Origin of the sequence: Novosphingobium kaempferiae (assembly GCF_021227995.1) — a bacterium.
GTDB lineage: Bacteria > Pseudomonadota > Alphaproteobacteria > Sphingomonadales > Sphingomonadaceae > Novosphingobium > Novosphingobium kaempferiae.
In genome coordinates this window covers 5,181,462-5,197,298 of the sequence record NZ_CP089301.1, presented here as the reverse complement: position 1 = coordinate 5,197,298, position 15,837 = coordinate 5,181,462, and the positions used below count along the sequence as shown (strand labels likewise).

Here is a 15,837-nt window from a genome sequence, read left to right as displayed (position 1 = left end):
GTCGTTCCTTGCTGTTCGGATGAAGCAGGTGTGATCAGCTGCCGGGCCCCGTCCCGACGTGCTGCGCTTGCGAGATAGGCTTTTCGCCATCGCAAGATGAGAGGGCCGACGCTTCATGCAGCGATGAGCCTTGTTCACGATGCCGTTGCGCACCGTCTCGCCTGCCGACAGGATGCCGGTTCCGGTGATCCTCGATTCTTCCGGACAACGACATTCCAAGGGGCTTCAACGCGATGCGCTATTCGATACCGGTTCTTCTTTCGCTCGGAGCCAGCCTGCTTGCCCCCATGGCGCAGGCGAAGGCGTATCCGGAAGCGGAAGCCCAGGTGCTCGATCTGTCGAAGAAGGCTATCGCGCTGCGTTCGGTGCGCGGGCCGGGGAACAAGACCGGTGAAGTGGCTTCGCTGTTCCGTGACGCGCTGGTCAAGGCGGGCTGGGACGCGAAGGACATCGAGATCGTGCCTCTCGACGACACCGCCTATCTCATCGCGACATGGAAGGGCAGCGACCCTTCGCTCAAGCCGCTCGTTATTTCCGCGCATATGGACGTGGTGGAGGCCAAGCCGCAGGACTGGCAACGCGATCCGTTCACGCCCGTCGTCGAGAACGGCTATCTTTACGGTCGCGGCGCGAGCGACACCAAGTTCGAGGCCGCGCTGGCCCTGTCCTCGATGATCGAACTGCGCCGGGAGGGTTTCAAGCCAAAACGCAGCATCGTCATTGCCTATTCGGGCGACGAGGAAACCACCATGGACACCTCCAAGGTGATCGCGGAGCGCCTGAAAAACGCAGAACTGGTATTGAACGTGGACGGTTCCTCCGGTTCGCTCTCCGAGGAGACCGGCAAGCCGCTCTACTGGAGCTGGCAGGGGGCTGAAAAGACCTACGTCGATTACACCGTGACCGTGACCAATGCTGGCGGGCACAGCTCTGCGCCGCGGCCGGACAATGCCATCGTGCAGCTTTCCGAAGCCATGGCACGGATCGGCGCCTATCATTTCAAGCCCGAACTCAACGACGTGACGCGGCAGTACTGGACCGGGGCTTCCAAGATCGAGCCCGACCCGAAGCTGGCGGCGGCGATGAAGGCCTTCGTCGCCAACCCTGACGATCCCGCTGCGCTTGCTGTTCTGCGTGCCAATCCGGCGACTGTGGGGCGTGTCTCGACTACCTGCGTGCCGACCATGATCTCCGGCGGTCACGCGCAGAACGCACTGCCGCAGAGCGCGACCGCGAATATCAACTGTCGCATCTTTCCGGGGCACACGCGCGCTGAGATCATGGCGGAACTAGAAAAGATTGCCGCCATGCCTGCGGCCAAGTTCGCGGATGTCACTGGTGACGATTCTGTCGAGGCACCCGCGTCACCGGTTCGTCCCGATTTCGTGGCGGCGGTGGGCAGGGCGGTCAAGGCCGCCTGGGGACCGGTGCCGATCATCCCCTCGCAGTCGTCAGGCGCGTCGGACTCGATGTGGTATCGTGCGCTGGGCGTGCCGAGCTACGGCGCTAGCGCATCGATGATAAAGGACTCCGACGAGTTCGCGCATGGTCTCAACGAGCGCATCGCTCTTCTGAACATCGCACCAGGCGTGGTCTACTACACCACGTTGCTCAAGGATCTGGCGGCGAAGTGAGAGGGGCTACGATCGCGGCGGCGCTTGTCCTCGCAGGTGTCGCCATCCCGGCATCGGCCTCTTCGGTCTATGTGCGGACGGGGGCGCTTGTCGATGTCGCCAGTGGCACTGCGAAGGCCGGACAATGCGTGCTCGTCGAGGGCGAGCGTGTGGTTCGGGTCGAGGCATGTGGAGCGCCACCCGCAGGAGCGGAGGTCGTCGACTGGTCACCCTATACGGTGCTGCCCGGACTGATCGACCTGCATACGCATCTCGCCGATGTGGGCGAAAGCGCCGATGTGTCGGCACCGATCAAGACATCCCCCCAGGCAACCGCTCTTATCGGCGCGTTTCATGCGCGGCAGACGCTCGATGCGGGTTTCACGACCGTGCGCGATGTGGGGACGTATCGGGGGCTGACCGACGTCGCTCTGCGGGATGCCATCGCGCAGGGGCTTGTGCCGGGACCGCGCATGTTCGTGGCGGGAGCTTACATCACGGCGCCCGGCGGTGGTGGCGAAGTCAACGGCGTCATGCCGAACGATCAATTGCCGCCCGACATGCGTCTCGGCGTCGTTTGCAATGCAGGCGAAGCGCGGGAGAAGACCGAATACCTGTTCGATCATGGTGCCGATTTCATCAAGATGATCGCCACCGGCGCCGTCCTCGCCATCGGTACGGAACCGGGCAAGGTCGAATTGTCCGACGACGAGATGCGCGCCGTCGTCGAGGTGGCGACGGCGCATGGCTCTTACGCCACTGCACATGCGCATGGGGCGGAGGGGATCAAGGCCGCCATTCGCGCGGGAGTTCGCAGCATCGAACATGCCAGCCTGATCGATGACGAAGGGCTCGCCATGGCCAGGAAGGCGGGCGTCTGGCTCGTCATGGACATCTACGATGGCGACTGGATTAACGAGCAGGGCACGCGCGAGGGCTGGCCGGAGGAGTATCTCCGCAAGAACCGCGAGACCACGCAGGAACAGCGCGATGCTTTCGCCAAGGCCGTGAAGATGGGCGTCAGGCTGGGTTTCGGAACCGATGCAGGCGTCTATCCGCACGGTCTGAACGCGCGGCAGTTCGCTTACATGGTCCGCTACGGGATGACGCCTGCGCGGGCGATCCGCTCGGCGACGCTCGATGCGGCCACGCTCATCGGGCACGAAAAGGAACTGGGCTCGATCGCTCCGGGCAAGTTCGCGGACATGATCGCTGTCAAGGGCAACCCGCTTTCCGACGTGCGCGTGATCGAAAGCGTGGCGCACGTCATGAAGGGCGGCGTTGTCGCCAAGTGAGGAGCGAGAAGTTCAGCGGAACCGCTTGAACCGGCCCTTGTCGGCGATCACCTCATGCGCGCAGTTGTGGCCGGGCGCTCCGGTCACGCCGCCTCCGGGATGCGTGCCCGCGCCGCACATGTAGAGCCCCTTGATGGGGCCGCGATAGGCGCCGTGGCCCAGCACCGGCCGCGCCGACCACATCTGGTCGAGCGTCAGGTTGCCATGCATGATATCGCCGCCGACCAGTCCGAACTTGCGCTCCAGCCCCTTCGGGCTGAGCACCTGTCTCCCAAGGATCGAGGCGCGGAAGCCCGGCGCGTACTCTTCCACGGTATCGATGATGGTGTCGGCGGCCTTGCCTTCCTCCGCGTCCCAGTCACGTCCGTCGGGCAGCTCGGGTGCGAACTGCTGGCAGAACAGGCTGGCAACGTGTTGGCCGGGAGGGGCGAGGCTGTCGTCTATGGTCGAGGGGATCAGAATCTCGACGATGGGCTTCCTCGACCAGCCAAGCTGCTTGGCGTCGATGAAGGCGCGATCCATGTAGTCGAGCGTGGGCGCGATAATGATGCCGGACCGGTGATGCTCGCCCGGCTCGGGCAGGCAGGTGAAGCGCGGCAGTTCGGACAGCGCGACGTTCATGCGGAAGGTGCCGCTGCCTGCCTTGAAACCCTTTATCCGGCGAGCGAAGTCTGATGGAAGGTCGCTCGGGGCGATCATCCGATCGTAGAGCAGCTTAGGTCCGACGTTGGCGATGACTCGCGGTGCGGTGATCTCTTCACCGCTTTCGAGGCGAACGCCTGCGACCCTGCCACCGTCCGCCAAAACCTGCGCGACCGGCGCCTCAAGACTGATCTCGACCCCAAGATCGCGGCAGACCTTCGCCATTATCTGCGTGATCGCGCCCATGCCGCCGACCGAGTGGCCCCATGCGCCCTTCTTGCCGTTCACTTCGCCGAAGACGTGGTGCAGCAGCACATAGGCACTGCCCGGCGTATCGGGCGATGCGTAATTGCCGACTACCGCGTCGAACCCGAATGCGGCCTTGACCGCCTCGCTTTCGAACCAGCCGTCGAGGAGCCCGCGCGCGGATTTGGTGAAGAGGTCCAGCACGTCGCGCTGCGCCTCGATCGAGAGGCCCGCCAGCTTGCGGCCCTGCAATGCCGCATCGACGAGCGCACGCCAGCCGCCGCCAGCTTCGGGCGATGTCTTCAGCGCAAGATCGCGCAGCACCTCGGCCACGCCCTCAAGTGCGTCGTAGTATGCAGGCAGCACCGCCGCGTCGTGTTCGGAGCAACGGCGGAACTCGGCCTGTGTGCGCTCCATCCCGCCGCCGAGCTTGAGGTAACCGCCGTCCTCCTGCGGCAGGAAGTTGCTGATCGGCCGCTCGATCACGCGATAGCCATGGTCGGCCAGCCGCATGTCGGCGATCACCTTGGGTTGCAGCAGGCTCACGGTGTAGCTGGCGACCGAATTGCGGAATCCGGGGTGGAATTCCTCCGTCACCGCCGCGCCGCCCACGACATCGCGCCGTTCCAGAACTCGCACCTTGAGACCCGCGCGCGCGAGGTAGAAGGCGCAGGTCAGGCCATTGTGGCCGGCGCCGATGATGATGGCGTCGTACTTCGTGGTCATGCGTGTCGGCTCCAGCCGGGGGCGGGGGGGTGTTCGAGGCGCGCCGCAGGGATGACCTCGCGCATGCGCTTGCAGAAGTGGCGCAGACAGACCTCCTTGTTGGACAGCGGGCCGATCGAGAAGCTGCGCGAGGCCATGCCTGCCTGCACCCGGGTGATGAGTGCGGTGTCCTCGGCATTGACCTCGCGGTTGATGCGCCAGTTGAGATAGCGGGCCGCCTTCATTTCGCGACGGTCGTCGTCGAGGACGTAGCTGATCTCTCGGATCAGGCTCGTCGTGGGGCTGACGGGCAGCCACTGCATGAAGTCGACCTGATCGGGGTAGATGTCGAACGCAACGTTGGGCCAGAGCTTGAAGTAGAGCCAGTGGCGCTGCCTGTCGGCGGGCAAGTGCCGGACCGGAGGCAGCAGCTTCTGGTACATGCGCTCAGACCAGTTGCGGGACGGCGCATCCATCAGATCGCCCCACATGCGATCGACGTTCTCCTGCGCCTCGACACCGTAGCTGCGGCCGAACAGGCGGGTGAGGCCGGGGTGGGCGACGGGAATGTGCAAGCCGTCCGAATAGTTGTCGCCGATGTTCTTCCAGTTCACGTCGCGCGGACGCATGGTCACGCGGCCCAGCGCCTTGAGCTCCTCGAACCGATAGGGCGCGACCGTGGCTTCGTAGGGCGCCATCATCTGCGCCACCGATGGCCCGCCGTCGTCGACCAGCCGCACGAAGATGAAACCTTGCCACGTTTCGATCTGGACCGGAGCAAGTCCGTGTTGCGCCTTGTTGAAAGCCGGATAGCTGCCGCTGTCGGGAACTCCGGAGAGGCGCCCGTCAAGATCGTAGGTCCACGCGTGATACGGGCAAACGAGCTTCCTGGCGCAGCCGCTGCTGCCATCGACGATGCGCGAGCCGCGATGGCGGCAGACATTCGTGAAGGCGCGAAGCGTGCCGTCCGCATCGCGGATGACGACCACGCTTTCGCCGATGTAATCAAGCGTATGCCAGTCGCCTGGCTTGGGGACGTCGCTTTCGTGGCAGACCACCTGCCAACTGGGTGCGAAGATCCGCTCCCTCTCGACCTCGAAGAACTCGGCGTCGGAGTAGGTCCAGGCGGGCAGGCTCCAGCCTTCCAGCGGGTCGGTCATGGTGTGTTCGGCGGCCTGCGTTGCCATGGGTCGCTCCTTGCTATACGATCGTATAACAAGCTTATGGCCGACCATCAATCCTTCACGCGGGAACACCCGGACGAGCGCAGGCGCAGCCTTGTGGAAGCGACGGCGCGCTGCCTTGCGACGCACGGAGTGGCGGGGACTTCGGTGCGGGCGATCTGTGCGGAGGCAGGAGTATCGCCGGGCTTGCTGCGGCACTATTTCGGCGGCGTCAGCGACGCGATAGCGCAGGCTTATCGCTGGACGGGGGAGCGCGTCGAGCAGGCGCTGGCGCAGGCCGTGGCAGAGGCGGGCAGCGATCCACGCGCACGGCTTCTGGCCTATCTGTCGGCAAGTTTCCGACCTCCCATAGCCGATCCGCAACTCCTGGCGACCTGGCTGGCCTTCTGGAGCATGACGCCGGTCGATCAGGGCATCGGCGCGTTGCATGCAGAGATCTACGGGGAGTTTCGTGGTGGGATCGAGGGGTTGATCCTCGCATTGCGTCCCGACATGCAGGATGCCCGATTGCCCGCCGTCGCGCTGACAGCGCTGATCGACGGACTATGGCTGGAACTCAGTCTCGGCAAAGCGCCTTTCACGCCGGAAGAGGCGGAAGGGCTGGTGGGGAAGTGGCTCGACGCGTTGCTCTAGCGCTCGCGCCGGGTCCACAGCCAGATGGGCAGGCCGGCGGCCATGAGAATGAAGCTCATGCCACTCGGCCCGATGCCCGCTCCCCAGAGCATCCAGAGCGCATAGAGCCCACCGACGAGCGCGAACGGCCGACAGACCCGCAGCTTCCAGGCGGCAGCCGCGCAGGCGAGATAGAGCCACAGCGTCGCCGAGGTGGAAAGCAGCAGCAGATACTCGAACAGTTGCTGCATCGAGCGAGAACCGTTCATCGCCACGAAGGCCGTCGCGATCACGGTGGATACCAGCAGCGCGCGGCGAGGCGTGCCTTTGCCGTCGGTTCCGGCAAACCATCGCGGCAGCAGCCTGCGACTGGCCATGTCGCGCGACATTTCCGCCTCCAGCAAGGTCCATCCGTTGAGCGTGCCGATGCAGCTGACCACGGCGCAGACGGTCACCAGCACCGCCATGCTGCCGTCCCAGTATCGCGCGACGAAGGTGGCGAAGGGAGCGGGCGATGCGGCGGCTACGCTCATCGGCAGCAGCAGGCCTATCGCCGAGCACACCAGCAGGTAGAGCACCCCGGTCAGCGCCGTGCCCCAGAGCGTTGCGCGCGGGATGTTGATGGCGGGATCACGGACCCGGGCCGCGGCGATGCTGGCGGATTCGAAGCCGACCAGCGCCCAGAGCGTTAGTGCGGCCGCCGCGTTGATCGAGACGGGTGTGATCGGCACGGCATCGACTGGCGTCACCTCCGCTCCACCGTATAAGAGCAGCGCGGCGGAGATCACGATGACCATGAGGAGCGGCACGATCTTGATAGCGAGCGTGGCGATCTGGACGCCGCCCGCCGTCCGCACGCCGCGCAGGTTCACCAGCGCGATCAGCCAGACCAGCAGCAATGCGGCGAGAGCGGGCCGGAACGCTCCGGCGGCCAGCGCCGGAAAGATGTTCGAGAGATAGCTCACCGCGGCGACGGCGATGGTCGCGACGGTCGTCCAGATCGAGACGAGGTAAATCCAGCTTACGAAGAAACCCGCGACCACACCGAAAGCGGCGGATACGAACCCTGACGGCGTGCCGGCGTCTGGCAGGGCGGTGGTCAGCCGGGTGAAGACATAGGCGAGCACCATCGCACCTGCCGTCGTCACCACCCAGCCGATCACGGCGTTCCAGCCGTAGGGCGCTAGGCTTGCCGGCAGCAGGAAGACGCCCGAGCCGATCATGTTACCCATGACCAGCGCCATCGCCGCGATCAGCCCGAGGCGACCGTCTCCCTTGGGGCGGGCGCCCGTTTCAGACGCTCCAACCTCCTGATTATCTCCCGGTGCCAAGCGATCAGAAGTCCCTTCCGATCTTCAGGCCGATGACGCGTGGCCGGATCACGTAGTCGTAGAATACGCCGCCGGTCGTGCTCATGCCGTCGGGATCGCCGCAGGTCGTCTCCAGGCACTGGACCGAGCTGTTGATGACGCCGTTGGAGTCGAACAGATTGGTGGCGTAGAGGTCGATCCGCCAGACGTCGTTCTTCACGCCGATGCTGAAGTCCGCCGTCGTGTAGCCGCCGAACTGCCCCTTGATCGTATTTTCGGCGTCGCGAAGGTCGCTGCGGCGCTTGCCGATGTAGTTGACCGCGCCCTGAACATGGCCGGTCCAGCCGCCGACCGGGAATTCGTAGCGGGCGAGGGCGTTGCCCTTGAAGCGGGCGGTGATGGGCAGGTGCGTGCCGGCCCGGGCCAACAGCGAGTTCTCGTCCCCGGCAGGGCTGGGGATCGTGCAGTCGAAAGCCGTGTTGGCGTATTCGCAGAAGTCCTTCGTGATCTTCGCGTCGTTGTAGCTGCCCGATGCGTTCAGCGTCAGCCCGCCCTTGCGATAGCCCATGTCGAACTCGACGCCATAGATACGCGCCGCACCTGCGTTGCGGATCACGGTCAGGCCGTTTTCGCCGAGGAACGAGAGCTGGATGCTGCTCCAGTCCTCGCGGAACATGGCGTAGTTGAAGTGGAACGCGCCAATCTGGCTCTTCCAGCCGAATTCGTAGTTGTCGAGCGTGTCGGGCGCATAGGGCTGCCCGCCGCGCCGGTTAATGCCGCCGGGCCGGAATCCGCGCGACCATGTGGCGTAGACGAGCCAGTCCGGCGTCAGCTTGTAGGTCAGGTTGGCCTTGTAGATCGACCCGGTGTCGGAGGTCTTGCCCTGCAGGTTGGTACAGGGCGAATCCGAAACCACCGGCGCGCGGCCGTTGCATCCGGCAACGCCCGTTCCGTCGCGGATGAAGTTGCCCTCGTCGTCGTACTTGTCGCCCGAATAGCCCTCGGCATAGCCGAAGAAGCCCGCCAGCGAATTCTTGTACTTGTAGACGCGCAGGCCGCCCGTTGCGGTGAGCTTGTCGGTGATGTCGAAGCTCAATTCACCGAAGGCCGCATAGTCGCGGTCGACGCGCTTCTGACGGGTGTACCAGATGTCGCTGTCGGTGCCGGGCACGGTGATCGAATCCGCGATGCCGTCGATGATGTAGTTCTGCGTGATGTAGTGGACCTGCCGCTGTGCGAAGAGGCCCGCGATCAGCCGCACGCGGTTCTCCTGCGGCGAGCTGATGCGCAATTCGCCGAACTGGCGGCGGTACTTGTCGCGTCCCTGAATGTACTGGTTCGGGCTGACCAGATCGCCGTCGTTGTCGTAGAAGTAAGCCCCGTACCCGGCCAGCGCATCGTAGAAGTAGGCGTAATCCGAATAGTCGGATTCCGTGCGATCCTTGCGGTTCAGGATGCCGCCGGTCGCCACCAGATCCCAGTTGCTGATCTTGCCTTCGATCGTGAGGGCGGCCTGATACCACTCGTCCTTGCTGCTCTCTGGATTGTACTGAACGGTCTGCAGCTTCTTGTCGACCGCAGTGGAGCGTTCCTGCGCGAAGCTGCCGTTTACCTTCTGGACCTGGCCCATGAGGGTCGGCGTCACGGTCCAGTTGTCGTCAAGCTCGATGCCGAGCGCCAGGCGGGCGCCATACGTATCGACATCGTTGTAGTTCTTCTCGACGAACTCGTCGTTGTCCTGCGTGATGCCGGATGACGGATAGGTCCGGCTGCCCGGGATGTTGTCGATGTAGCCGCCGTCACGGCGATACCAGCCGACCACGCGCAGGGCGGAACGGTCGGACAGCTTGAAGTTCAGGAACCCCTGCGCGACCCCGCCGAAATCGCCGTGTGCGACCGAGTTCAGTTCCATGTCCGCAGCGCCGTAGGTACCCGAATAGTCCGGCTTGTTGGTCACGATCTTGATCGTGCCCGCCATCGAACTCGCGCCGTAGAGCGTACCCTGCGGCCCGGCCAACGCCTCCACCCGGGCGATGTCGTAGGCGTGGATGTCGAGCGCGCCCTGAATGGTCGTGATCGGCATTTCGTCGAGGTAGGTGCCGACGGTCGGTAGCGGGCCGGAGTGGTTGGCGTTCTCGCCCGAGGCGACGCCGCGGAAGTAGACCTGGCTGAAGCCCGGCTGGGTGGTCTGGATGGTTACCGAGGGGATGTTCTTGACCGCGTCCTGCAGTTCCTTGACCTGCAGGTCGCGCAGCTTCTCACCACCCAGCGCAGTGATGGCTATGGGCACGTCTTGGAGGTTCTCGGTGCGCTTCTGTGCGGTCACGAGGATGACGCCATCCTCTTCGCCTGCAGCGGGAGCACCCTGTGCGAACGCGGGTTGCGTCGCAGCAAGAGCGGAAGACCCAAGCAGCGCAATGACGGCGCTGCGACGACAACCCAAACGCGATGAATTCACCCGCATTCCCCTGTGCTTGCCTTGCACGGAAGCGGCCATAATTGATGAGCTTTGACAATAGGTCGGTTGTGGACGGGCGATTGTGCAGTGCGATGTATGACATTTTCGCCACAATCGCCGCTGTCCGAAGCCTTACCTCCGGGCGTAAGTTTCCGGAAGATCGCCAAGCGCCTGCTTGAGTGGGCTAAGCCATTCCTCGTAGGGCTGCCATTGATCCACGCCATCGCGGTTGATCGGACGGCGCACCTGCTCGCTGGAGGCGGTGCGGACGGCCCGGGTATTGCGATGGAATTCGAGGCAGGATTCCTCGAATTGCAGACCGAGCGCGGCCAACAGCTTTCGAACTTCCGTTTCGGGATCGTCCAGCAGATACTCATGGATGACCCGGTGAACACGGCCGGGCATCACGGTGTCGTAGTGGGTCATGGCCCGCACGTAATCCCGGTAATAGCGGCCGATATGGTTCAGGTCGTAGGAAAACGCCTGCCCCTTGGCGAAATGCTGCCGGAAGTTCGAAAAGCAGCAGTCGAGCGGATGGCGCCGCGCGTCGATGATCTTCGCGTTGGGCAATATCAGCGCGATCAGGCCGAGGTAGGCCCAGTTGTTGGGCAGCTTGTCGATGTAGAACGGCTTGTCCGTCTTGCGCTGGACCCGAGTGCGTTCGAGGAACTCGGCGCCCAGTTCGGCCAGACGCTCTGGAGGCATCGCCGCCAGCGCCTTAGGCCAGTCGCGCGGGCGGCCGCCATGAGCTTGCGCTTCGCGCATGGCCATCGCGGGAATGTCGGGCAGTTCCATGGTGCCTTCCACCTGCGAATGGCTCGACAGGATCTGCTCGATCAGAGTCGATCCTGCGCGTGGCAGGCCGAGGATGAAAATCGGATCGGGGGAGGGGTGTCCCGCATTCTTGCGCGCAGCGACGAAGGCGGGCGTCACGGTCGCGGTCATGGCATCGACCTGTTCGGATACGCCTTCGGGATCGTGCTCCAGTTGGTCCCGGCGAATGCGATTGGCCTGCGAATAGTGCTCGAAGGCACGGGCGCTGGCGGCGCGTTCGTCTAGCGCCTTGCCGAGCGCAAAATGGAGATGCAGGCGGTCGTCGTCGGACAGTGCAGGCTCCTGCAATGCGGCTTCCATGGCCGCGACATCCGCATCCTCGAAGCGCCATGTCTTGAGGTTGGCGAGGCTCCACCAGACTTCGCCGAGACCGGGTTCGATGGCGATGGCGCGACGATAGGCAGCGATGCTCTCGGCCTGCTCGCCCAAGGTCTTCAGGATATGGCCGTAGCTCATCCAGAGTTTTGCGTGATCGGGAAAGGTTGCAGTCAGTTCAGCGTAGATGCGGCGGGATTCCGCATAGTCGCCGACCCGCCCCAGAGCAGCTGCGCGCAGGTTGAGGTCGCCCGCCTGCACGTTCCCGGCAGCGAGAACCGTATCGAGTTCCGCGACCGCGTCGCCAAACCGGTTCTGCCTGTAGAGCACGGTAGCGAGATTGGCGCGCGCTGCCGTGAAGCCGGGAGCCAGTTCCAGAGCCCGGCGCAGCAGGGCTTCCGCATCGCGATAGCGGCCGATGCGCCCGGCCAGTTCGGCCATCATGCGTATCGCCGCGACATCGGTGGGTTGCTCGCGAAGGCGCTGGCGCAAGCCGCTTTCCGCCACAGGGAGATCGCCGACCATGAGCGCGCGCGCGATGGCGATCAGCGCCGGATCCTGCGTCGAAGCCCGGATCGCTTCACCTTCGGCCAGAAGCGCCTCTTCATCGCGACCGAGCTTGCGCAAGGTCCTGCCGAGCAGTCGATACGCTGACGCATTCTCCGGCTCGCGCAGGATCGCATCGCGAAGCAACGGAAGCGCGCGTGCAGGGTCTTCGGAGACGAGCGTGGCGATTGAGACGTTCATGCAGCAAGGTTTATGGGCAACTGTGGCAGTTGCTCAAGCATGCTCGACGAACGCGTGTGCAGGGCGCTCACTTTGGCCGGGATTGCCTGTCTTGCAGGATTGTGACAGCCTCCATGCCGCACTTGATCGCCGATGACGGGATCGTTAGCGGGGCGCTCCGCGGGCCGGGCTGACAACTCCAAGGGGTGACTTTAATGCGCTTAAGTACTGTGCGAAAAGGAATTTTTCGCACCAGCCTGCCCGGGCTGGGAGAATGCGCACGCGTGGACATGAGCGCCGGCGATGCTGCGCCGTTCCTCGAACGCGACATGTACATACTGCTCGGCTTCGAACCCAGCTTCGACGAACTGCCCGAAAGATGCGCCGATACGAAGACTGCGCGGGCCGCGTCATGGTCGCTGCAGGCCTGACCAGATAGGACGAATCGTCCCGGAGTGAAATTGAGCGCGCAAATTTGCACGCTTTAGTCTATGGGCCGCTCAACCGGTGCGCCCGAGGGCGACCCACGCAGCCCTCCCTACGCTCCCTCAAGGCCGCATGATCGCGGCAGGACTCGTTGATTCAGATATGACTTTTCCGCAGATTCCCCAGCTTCTCGCCGAGGCGCTTACCGCGCATGGCTATGAGACGCTGACCCCCGTGCAGGCCGCGGTTACCGAGTCGCAGGCTCATGGCCGCGACCTCGTTGTGTCGGCGCAGACCGGCTCCGGCAAGACCGTAGCTTTCGGTCTCGCCATGGCCGACGAACTTCTCGCCGACGACGAACTGGCCTTCGCTTCGACGCCGCTGGCGCTCGCCATCGCGCCGACGCGTGAACTGGCGCAGCAGGTCAGCCGCGAACTCGAATGGCTCTATGCCAAGACCAACGCGCGCATCGTCACCTGCGTCGGCGGGATGGACCCGGTGAAGGAGCGCAAGCAGCTTGAGCGCGGTGCGGCGATCGTCGTCGGCACCCCGGGCCGTCTGCGCGACCACCTTGAGCGCGGCAAGCTCGACCTCTCGGCCCTGCGCGCCGTCGTGCTCGACGAGGCCGACGAGATGCTCGACATGGGCTTCCGCGAGGATCTGGAAGAGCTGCTCGACGCAACGCCCGAAAGCCGTCGCACGCTGCTGTTCTCGGCGACGATGCCGCGTCCGATCGAGGCACTTGCCCAGCGTTATCAGAAGGATGCGCTGCGTATCTCGACCGTTGGCGAGAACCGCGGCCATGGCGATATCGCCTACAAGGCGGTGACCGTCGCGCCCTCCGACATCGAGCACGCGGTCGTGAACCTGCTCCGCTTCCATGAAGCGGAAACTGCGATCCTGTTCTGCGCCACGCGCGACAACGTGAAGCACTTGCACGCGACGCTGGTCGAGCGCGGCTTCTCGGCCGTGGCGCTTTCCGGCGAGCATTCGCAGAACGAGCGCAACAACGCGCTGCAGGCCCTGCGTGATCGTCGCGCCCGCGTCTGCGTCGCGACCGACGTCGCCGCTCGTGGCATCGATCTGCCGTCGCTGAGCCTCGTCATTCACGTCGAGATTCCGCGCGACGCCGAAACCCTGCAGCACCGTTCGGGCCGTACCGGCCGCGCGGGCAAGAAGGGCACCGCTGTGCTCCTCGTGCCCTATCCGCGTCGCCGCCGCGTCGAGATGATGCTGCGCGGTGCCCGCATCGAGGCGGAATGGGGCGATGCTCCGACCCCCGAGGCGATCCGCGCGCAGGACCGAGACCGTCTGCTCGAAAAGCTGCTGGCACCGGTCGAGGTCGAGGAAGACGACCGCGAACTGGCGAAGGTCGTTCTGGAGACGATGAGCGCCGAGGACGTCGCTGCCGCGCTGGTGCGCGCGCACCGCGCCGCGATGCCGCAGCCTGAGGAACTGCTCGGAAACTCGCCGGAATCCCGCCAGAAGCGCGAGCGCCCGGGCTTTGACGATGTCGTGTGGTTCCGCATGGACGTCGGTCGCGACCAGCGGGCCGAGGCGCGCTGGATCCTGCCGGTGCTTTGCCGCCGTGGTCACGTCACGCGCGATGCGGTCGGCCAGATCCGCATCAACGCCGACCAGACCTACTTCCAGATCCCGGCTGCACAGGCCGAGCAGTTCGAGCGCGCCGTCGCTCGTACCGCGCGTGATGATGGCGAATACGAAGCGACTGTCCGCATCGAGCGTGCTCCCGACACGCCGCGTGACGTAGCCCGTCACCGCAGCCGCGACCGTGAAGGTCCGCAGGGTCGTGGGCGTCGTCCGCATGGCAATGGCGGCGGCCAGCGTTTCGAGGGGCAGGGCGGTGAAGGCTCGGCGCCCTACCGCGCGCGTCCGACCGGCCCGCGTCAGGACCGTCCGGGTGGTGGCAAGCCGTTTCACAAAAAGCCGAAGAAGAGCTGGTAAGTTTTTGAAAGTATGACGTCCCCGTCCCGGACTTGATCTGGGACGGGCGGCTTTCTTCAGGCGAAGCTCAAAGCGTGGGAAGCGTTGCTGATAGCGAGGCTGTTCCCGGCCAGCGGTCCCGGATCAAGTCCGGGACGACGAGCAAAAAGAAACCCCGGTAGCTCATTCGAGCTACCGGGGTTTCTTTTATCCAGACTGGAAGAGGGCGCTTAGGCGGCGTGGACGAATTGGTTGACGCTGCCAATGAAGGTTGATTCAAGACTGCCTTTCGAGAAAGCGATGACATTAATGAGCGCCATGACTATGGCTGTGATCGCGAAAAAGCGCGTCTCGGCCGCGAAGAACTGCCGATTTGTAATCGCTGTATCCATTACGCTCTGCCCCGCAGCTTGACCCTCACTTGCACCCCTGTAGTACTATAGTCCTTCCGATGCGTCGAGCATTTGCCGCGGCTGGCTGAGCGACGGCCAGGACGCTCAGAGCATCAAGAGCGTGTCACCCCGCCCGAAGCTGGGCTACCGGAAGCGCGGCTAGGTTTCACCACGCCATCGTGTCGTACTGTGCATCAGGAGACTTGCTCTCTCTCTCTCTCCTGCCGCTGATGCCTTATCGAAGCGCGACTACGAGTCAGCGATAATGACGTGGGCATGGAGAGGATAAGGCTGGCGCGAGTCCATGCAACAACATTCATCGCGCGCGAGCCTCGTTCCATGCCCTTGCACTCAAGCGACAAAACTAAACTCGGAACTGATTTGTGTCCTCCGCATTTTGCGGTCCGGAAATGCCACAACTTCCTGCCACCCAAAAATGATACGACACGACAAAGACGCCCTATGACCACCGAACATGCCTCCACTCGATCGACCCAGATCGTCGCCGCCGACGACGCGGACCATGAGCCGAGCGATGTGAACCAACAGGCTCAATGGGCGACCCGCGTCATGCAGGCGTACCGAGCGTCACTCATCAATGTTCACCGGCAACTTGCTCCCTTGCGCAGCTGACGACTGGGTGTGGCGCACCCGGTGGCAGCCCTTCCATACTGATCGGATTTTGAAGAGCGTTGTTGCGGGATAACGGCGTTGTCGCTCGGCGGAGGGAGGTTCTGGAAAGGCCAATCCATCCCGAGTGGCATTCATGTCAAAGCCCGCGTGCAACCGATGCGGGTTGGCGGAGTTGACGGCAGTACAGACAGCAATGTGAGGTGAGGTAAATGGCTGATCGCAATCCGTCGCACACGACCACCGTCGTCGAAACCCGCCGCAGTTCCGGCGCGAGTGTCGTCATCGCAATCGCCGTGCTGCTGGCCGTAATTGCAGGCGTTTTCTTCGTGAGCCAACTCACTGGCAGCGAAACCGCGAAGAACAACGCGATCACCAACGCCGCCGACAGCGTGAGCAATGCCGCAGACAAAGCCGGCGACGCCGCTGAAGGCGCAACCAAGTAACACTGCAGGCGATCCGGCGGGCCGTTGGCAAGAAACGATCGACAGCGGCCTGCGCTTCT

The 15,837-nt window shown here is 64.1% G+C and carries 13 protein-coding genes and 1 pseudogene; 8 read left to right on the top strand and 6 right to left on the bottom strand.

Going from position 1 to position 15,837, the window contains the following annotated elements:
* Positions 1 to 233 precede the first annotated feature (233 nt).
* Positions 234 to 1,634, top strand: coding sequence for a M20/M25/M40 family metallo-hydrolase (locus LO787_RS23560; RefSeq protein ID WP_232493388.1), 1,401 nt, complete (start codon positions 234 to 236; stop codon positions 1,632 to 1,634).
* Entirely contained in the window at positions 1,631 to 2,908 is a 1,278-nt protein-coding gene (locus LO787_RS23555) for a Xaa-Pro dipeptidase (protein WP_232493387.1), read from the top strand. Before LO787_RS23560 ends, LO787_RS23555 begins: the two co-directional genes overlap by 4 nt.
* A 12-nt stretch (positions 2,909 to 2,920) precedes the next feature.
* Here the strand turns inward: LO787_RS23555 and LO787_RS23550 are convergent, their stop codons facing one another.
* Complete coding sequence (locus LO787_RS23550) at positions 2,921 to 4,522, bottom strand: phytoene desaturase family protein (RefSeq protein ID WP_232493386.1); 1,602 nt, start codon at positions 4,520 to 4,522, stop codon at positions 2,921 to 2,923.
* Positions 4,519 to 5,688, bottom strand: a complete 1,170-nt coding sequence (locus tag LO787_RS23545) for an aromatic ring-hydroxylating oxygenase subunit alpha (RefSeq protein WP_232493385.1) — start codon at positions 5,686 to 5,688, stop codon at positions 4,519 to 4,521. The genes LO787_RS23550 and LO787_RS23545 overlap by 4 nt, the downstream gene beginning before the upstream one ends.
* 36 nt (positions 5,689 to 5,724) lie before the next feature.
* Here LO787_RS23545 and LO787_RS26215 point away from each other — a divergent pair.
* Positions 5,725 to 5,838, top strand: a pseudogene (locus LO787_RS26215) (TetR family transcriptional regulator C-terminal domain-containing protein); the annotation flags it as partial.
* A 33-nt stretch (positions 5,839 to 5,871) separates the two neighbouring features.
* The gene (locus LO787_RS23540; RefSeq protein ID WP_338045439.1) at positions 5,872 to 6,318 is read left to right on the top strand and encodes a TetR family transcriptional regulator C-terminal domain-containing protein; all 447 of its coding nucleotides are present in this window, start codon (positions 5,872 to 5,874) and stop codon (positions 6,316 to 6,318) included.
* Here LO787_RS23540 and LO787_RS23535 read toward each other — a convergent pair.
* From LO787_RS23535 to LO787_RS23525, 3 genes are all read right to left on the bottom strand, one after another.
* Entirely contained in the window at positions 6,315 to 7,628 is a 1,314-nt protein-coding gene (locus LO787_RS23535) for an APC family permease (RefSeq protein ID WP_255700816.1), read from the bottom strand. The genes LO787_RS23540 and LO787_RS23535 overlap by 4 nt on opposite strands.
* A gap of 4 nt (positions 7,629 to 7,632) precedes the next feature.
* On the bottom strand, positions 7,633 to 9,933 hold the full coding sequence (locus LO787_RS23530; protein ID WP_420847774.1) for a TonB-dependent receptor: 2,301 nt from the start codon (positions 9,931 to 9,933) through the stop codon (positions 7,633 to 7,635).
* 264 nt (positions 9,934 to 10,197) lie between these two features.
* Positions 10,198 to 11,961: a tetratricopeptide repeat-containing sulfotransferase family protein gene (locus LO787_RS23525; RefSeq protein ID WP_232493382.1), complete on the bottom strand. Its 1,764-nt coding sequence runs from the start codon at positions 11,959 to 11,961 to the stop codon at positions 10,198 to 10,200.
* A 263-nt stretch (positions 11,962 to 12,224) separates the two neighbouring features.
* On the opposite strand from LO787_RS23525, the gene LO787_RS23520 reads away from it, so the two are divergent.
* Positions 12,225 to 12,371 carry a hypothetical protein gene (locus tag LO787_RS23520; RefSeq protein WP_232493381.1) on the top strand — a complete coding sequence of 49 codons (147 nt, stop codon included), beginning with the start codon at positions 12,225 to 12,227 and terminating at the stop codon, positions 12,369 to 12,371.
* A 157-nt stretch (positions 12,372 to 12,528) separates the two neighbouring features.
* Positions 12,529 to 14,331: a DEAD/DEAH box helicase gene (locus LO787_RS23515; RefSeq protein ID WP_232493380.1), complete on the top strand. Its 1,803-nt coding sequence runs from the start codon at positions 12,529 to 12,531 to the stop codon at positions 14,329 to 14,331.
* Positions 14,332 to 14,540: 209 nt separating this feature from the next.
* Here the strand turns inward: LO787_RS23515 and LO787_RS23510 are convergent, their stop codons facing one another.
* The gene (locus LO787_RS23510; protein ID WP_232493379.1) at positions 14,541 to 14,702 is read right to left on the bottom strand and encodes a hypothetical protein; all 162 of its coding nucleotides are present in this window, start codon (positions 14,700 to 14,702) and stop codon (positions 14,541 to 14,543) included.
* Between the two features lie 462 nt (positions 14,703 to 15,164).
* On the opposite strand from LO787_RS23510, the gene LO787_RS23505 reads away from it, so the two are divergent.
* Together LO787_RS23505 and LO787_RS23500 are read left to right on the top strand one after the other, a co-directional pair.
* On the top strand, positions 15,165 to 15,335 hold the full coding sequence (locus tag LO787_RS23505) for a hypothetical protein (RefSeq protein WP_232493378.1): 171 nt from the start codon (positions 15,165 to 15,167) through the stop codon (positions 15,333 to 15,335).
* A gap of 209 nt (positions 15,336 to 15,544) precedes the next feature.
* Complete coding sequence (locus LO787_RS23500; protein ID WP_232493377.1) at positions 15,545 to 15,778, top strand: hypothetical protein; 234 nt, start codon at positions 15,545 to 15,547, stop codon at positions 15,776 to 15,778.
* The last annotated feature ends 59 nt before the right edge of the window (positions 15,779 to 15,837 follow it).

Bases quoted from the DNA above. Each gene is read 5' to 3' on its own strand.
- LO787_RS23545 (WP_232493385.1), bottom strand. From the start codon at position 5,688: ATGGCAACGCAGGCCGCCGAACACACCATGACCGACCCGCTGGAAGGC.
- LO787_RS23505 (WP_232493378.1), top strand. From the start codon at position 15,165: ATGACCACCGAACATGCCTCCACTCGATCGACCCAGATCGTCGCCGCC.
- LO787_RS23550 (WP_232493386.1), bottom strand. From the start codon at position 4,522: ATGACCACGAAGTACGACGCCATCATCATCGGCGCCGGCCACAATGGC.
- LO787_RS23515 (WP_232493380.1), top strand. From the start codon at position 12,529: ATGACTTTTCCGCAGATTCCCCAGCTTCTCGCCGAGGCGCTTACCGCG.
- LO787_RS23560 (WP_232493388.1), top strand. From the start codon at position 234: ATGCGCTATTCGATACCGGTTCTTCTTTCGCTCGGAGCCAGCCTGCTT.
- LO787_RS23525 (WP_232493382.1), bottom strand. From the start codon at position 11,961: ATGAACGTCTCAATCGCCACGCTCGTCTCCGAAGACCCTGCACGCGCG.
- LO787_RS23500 (WP_232493377.1), top strand. From the start codon at position 15,545: ATGGCTGATCGCAATCCGTCGCACACGACCACCGTCGTCGAAACCCGC.
- LO787_RS23510 (WP_232493379.1), bottom strand. From the start codon at position 14,702: ATGGATACAGCGATTACAAATCGGCAGTTCTTCGCGGCCGAGACGCGC.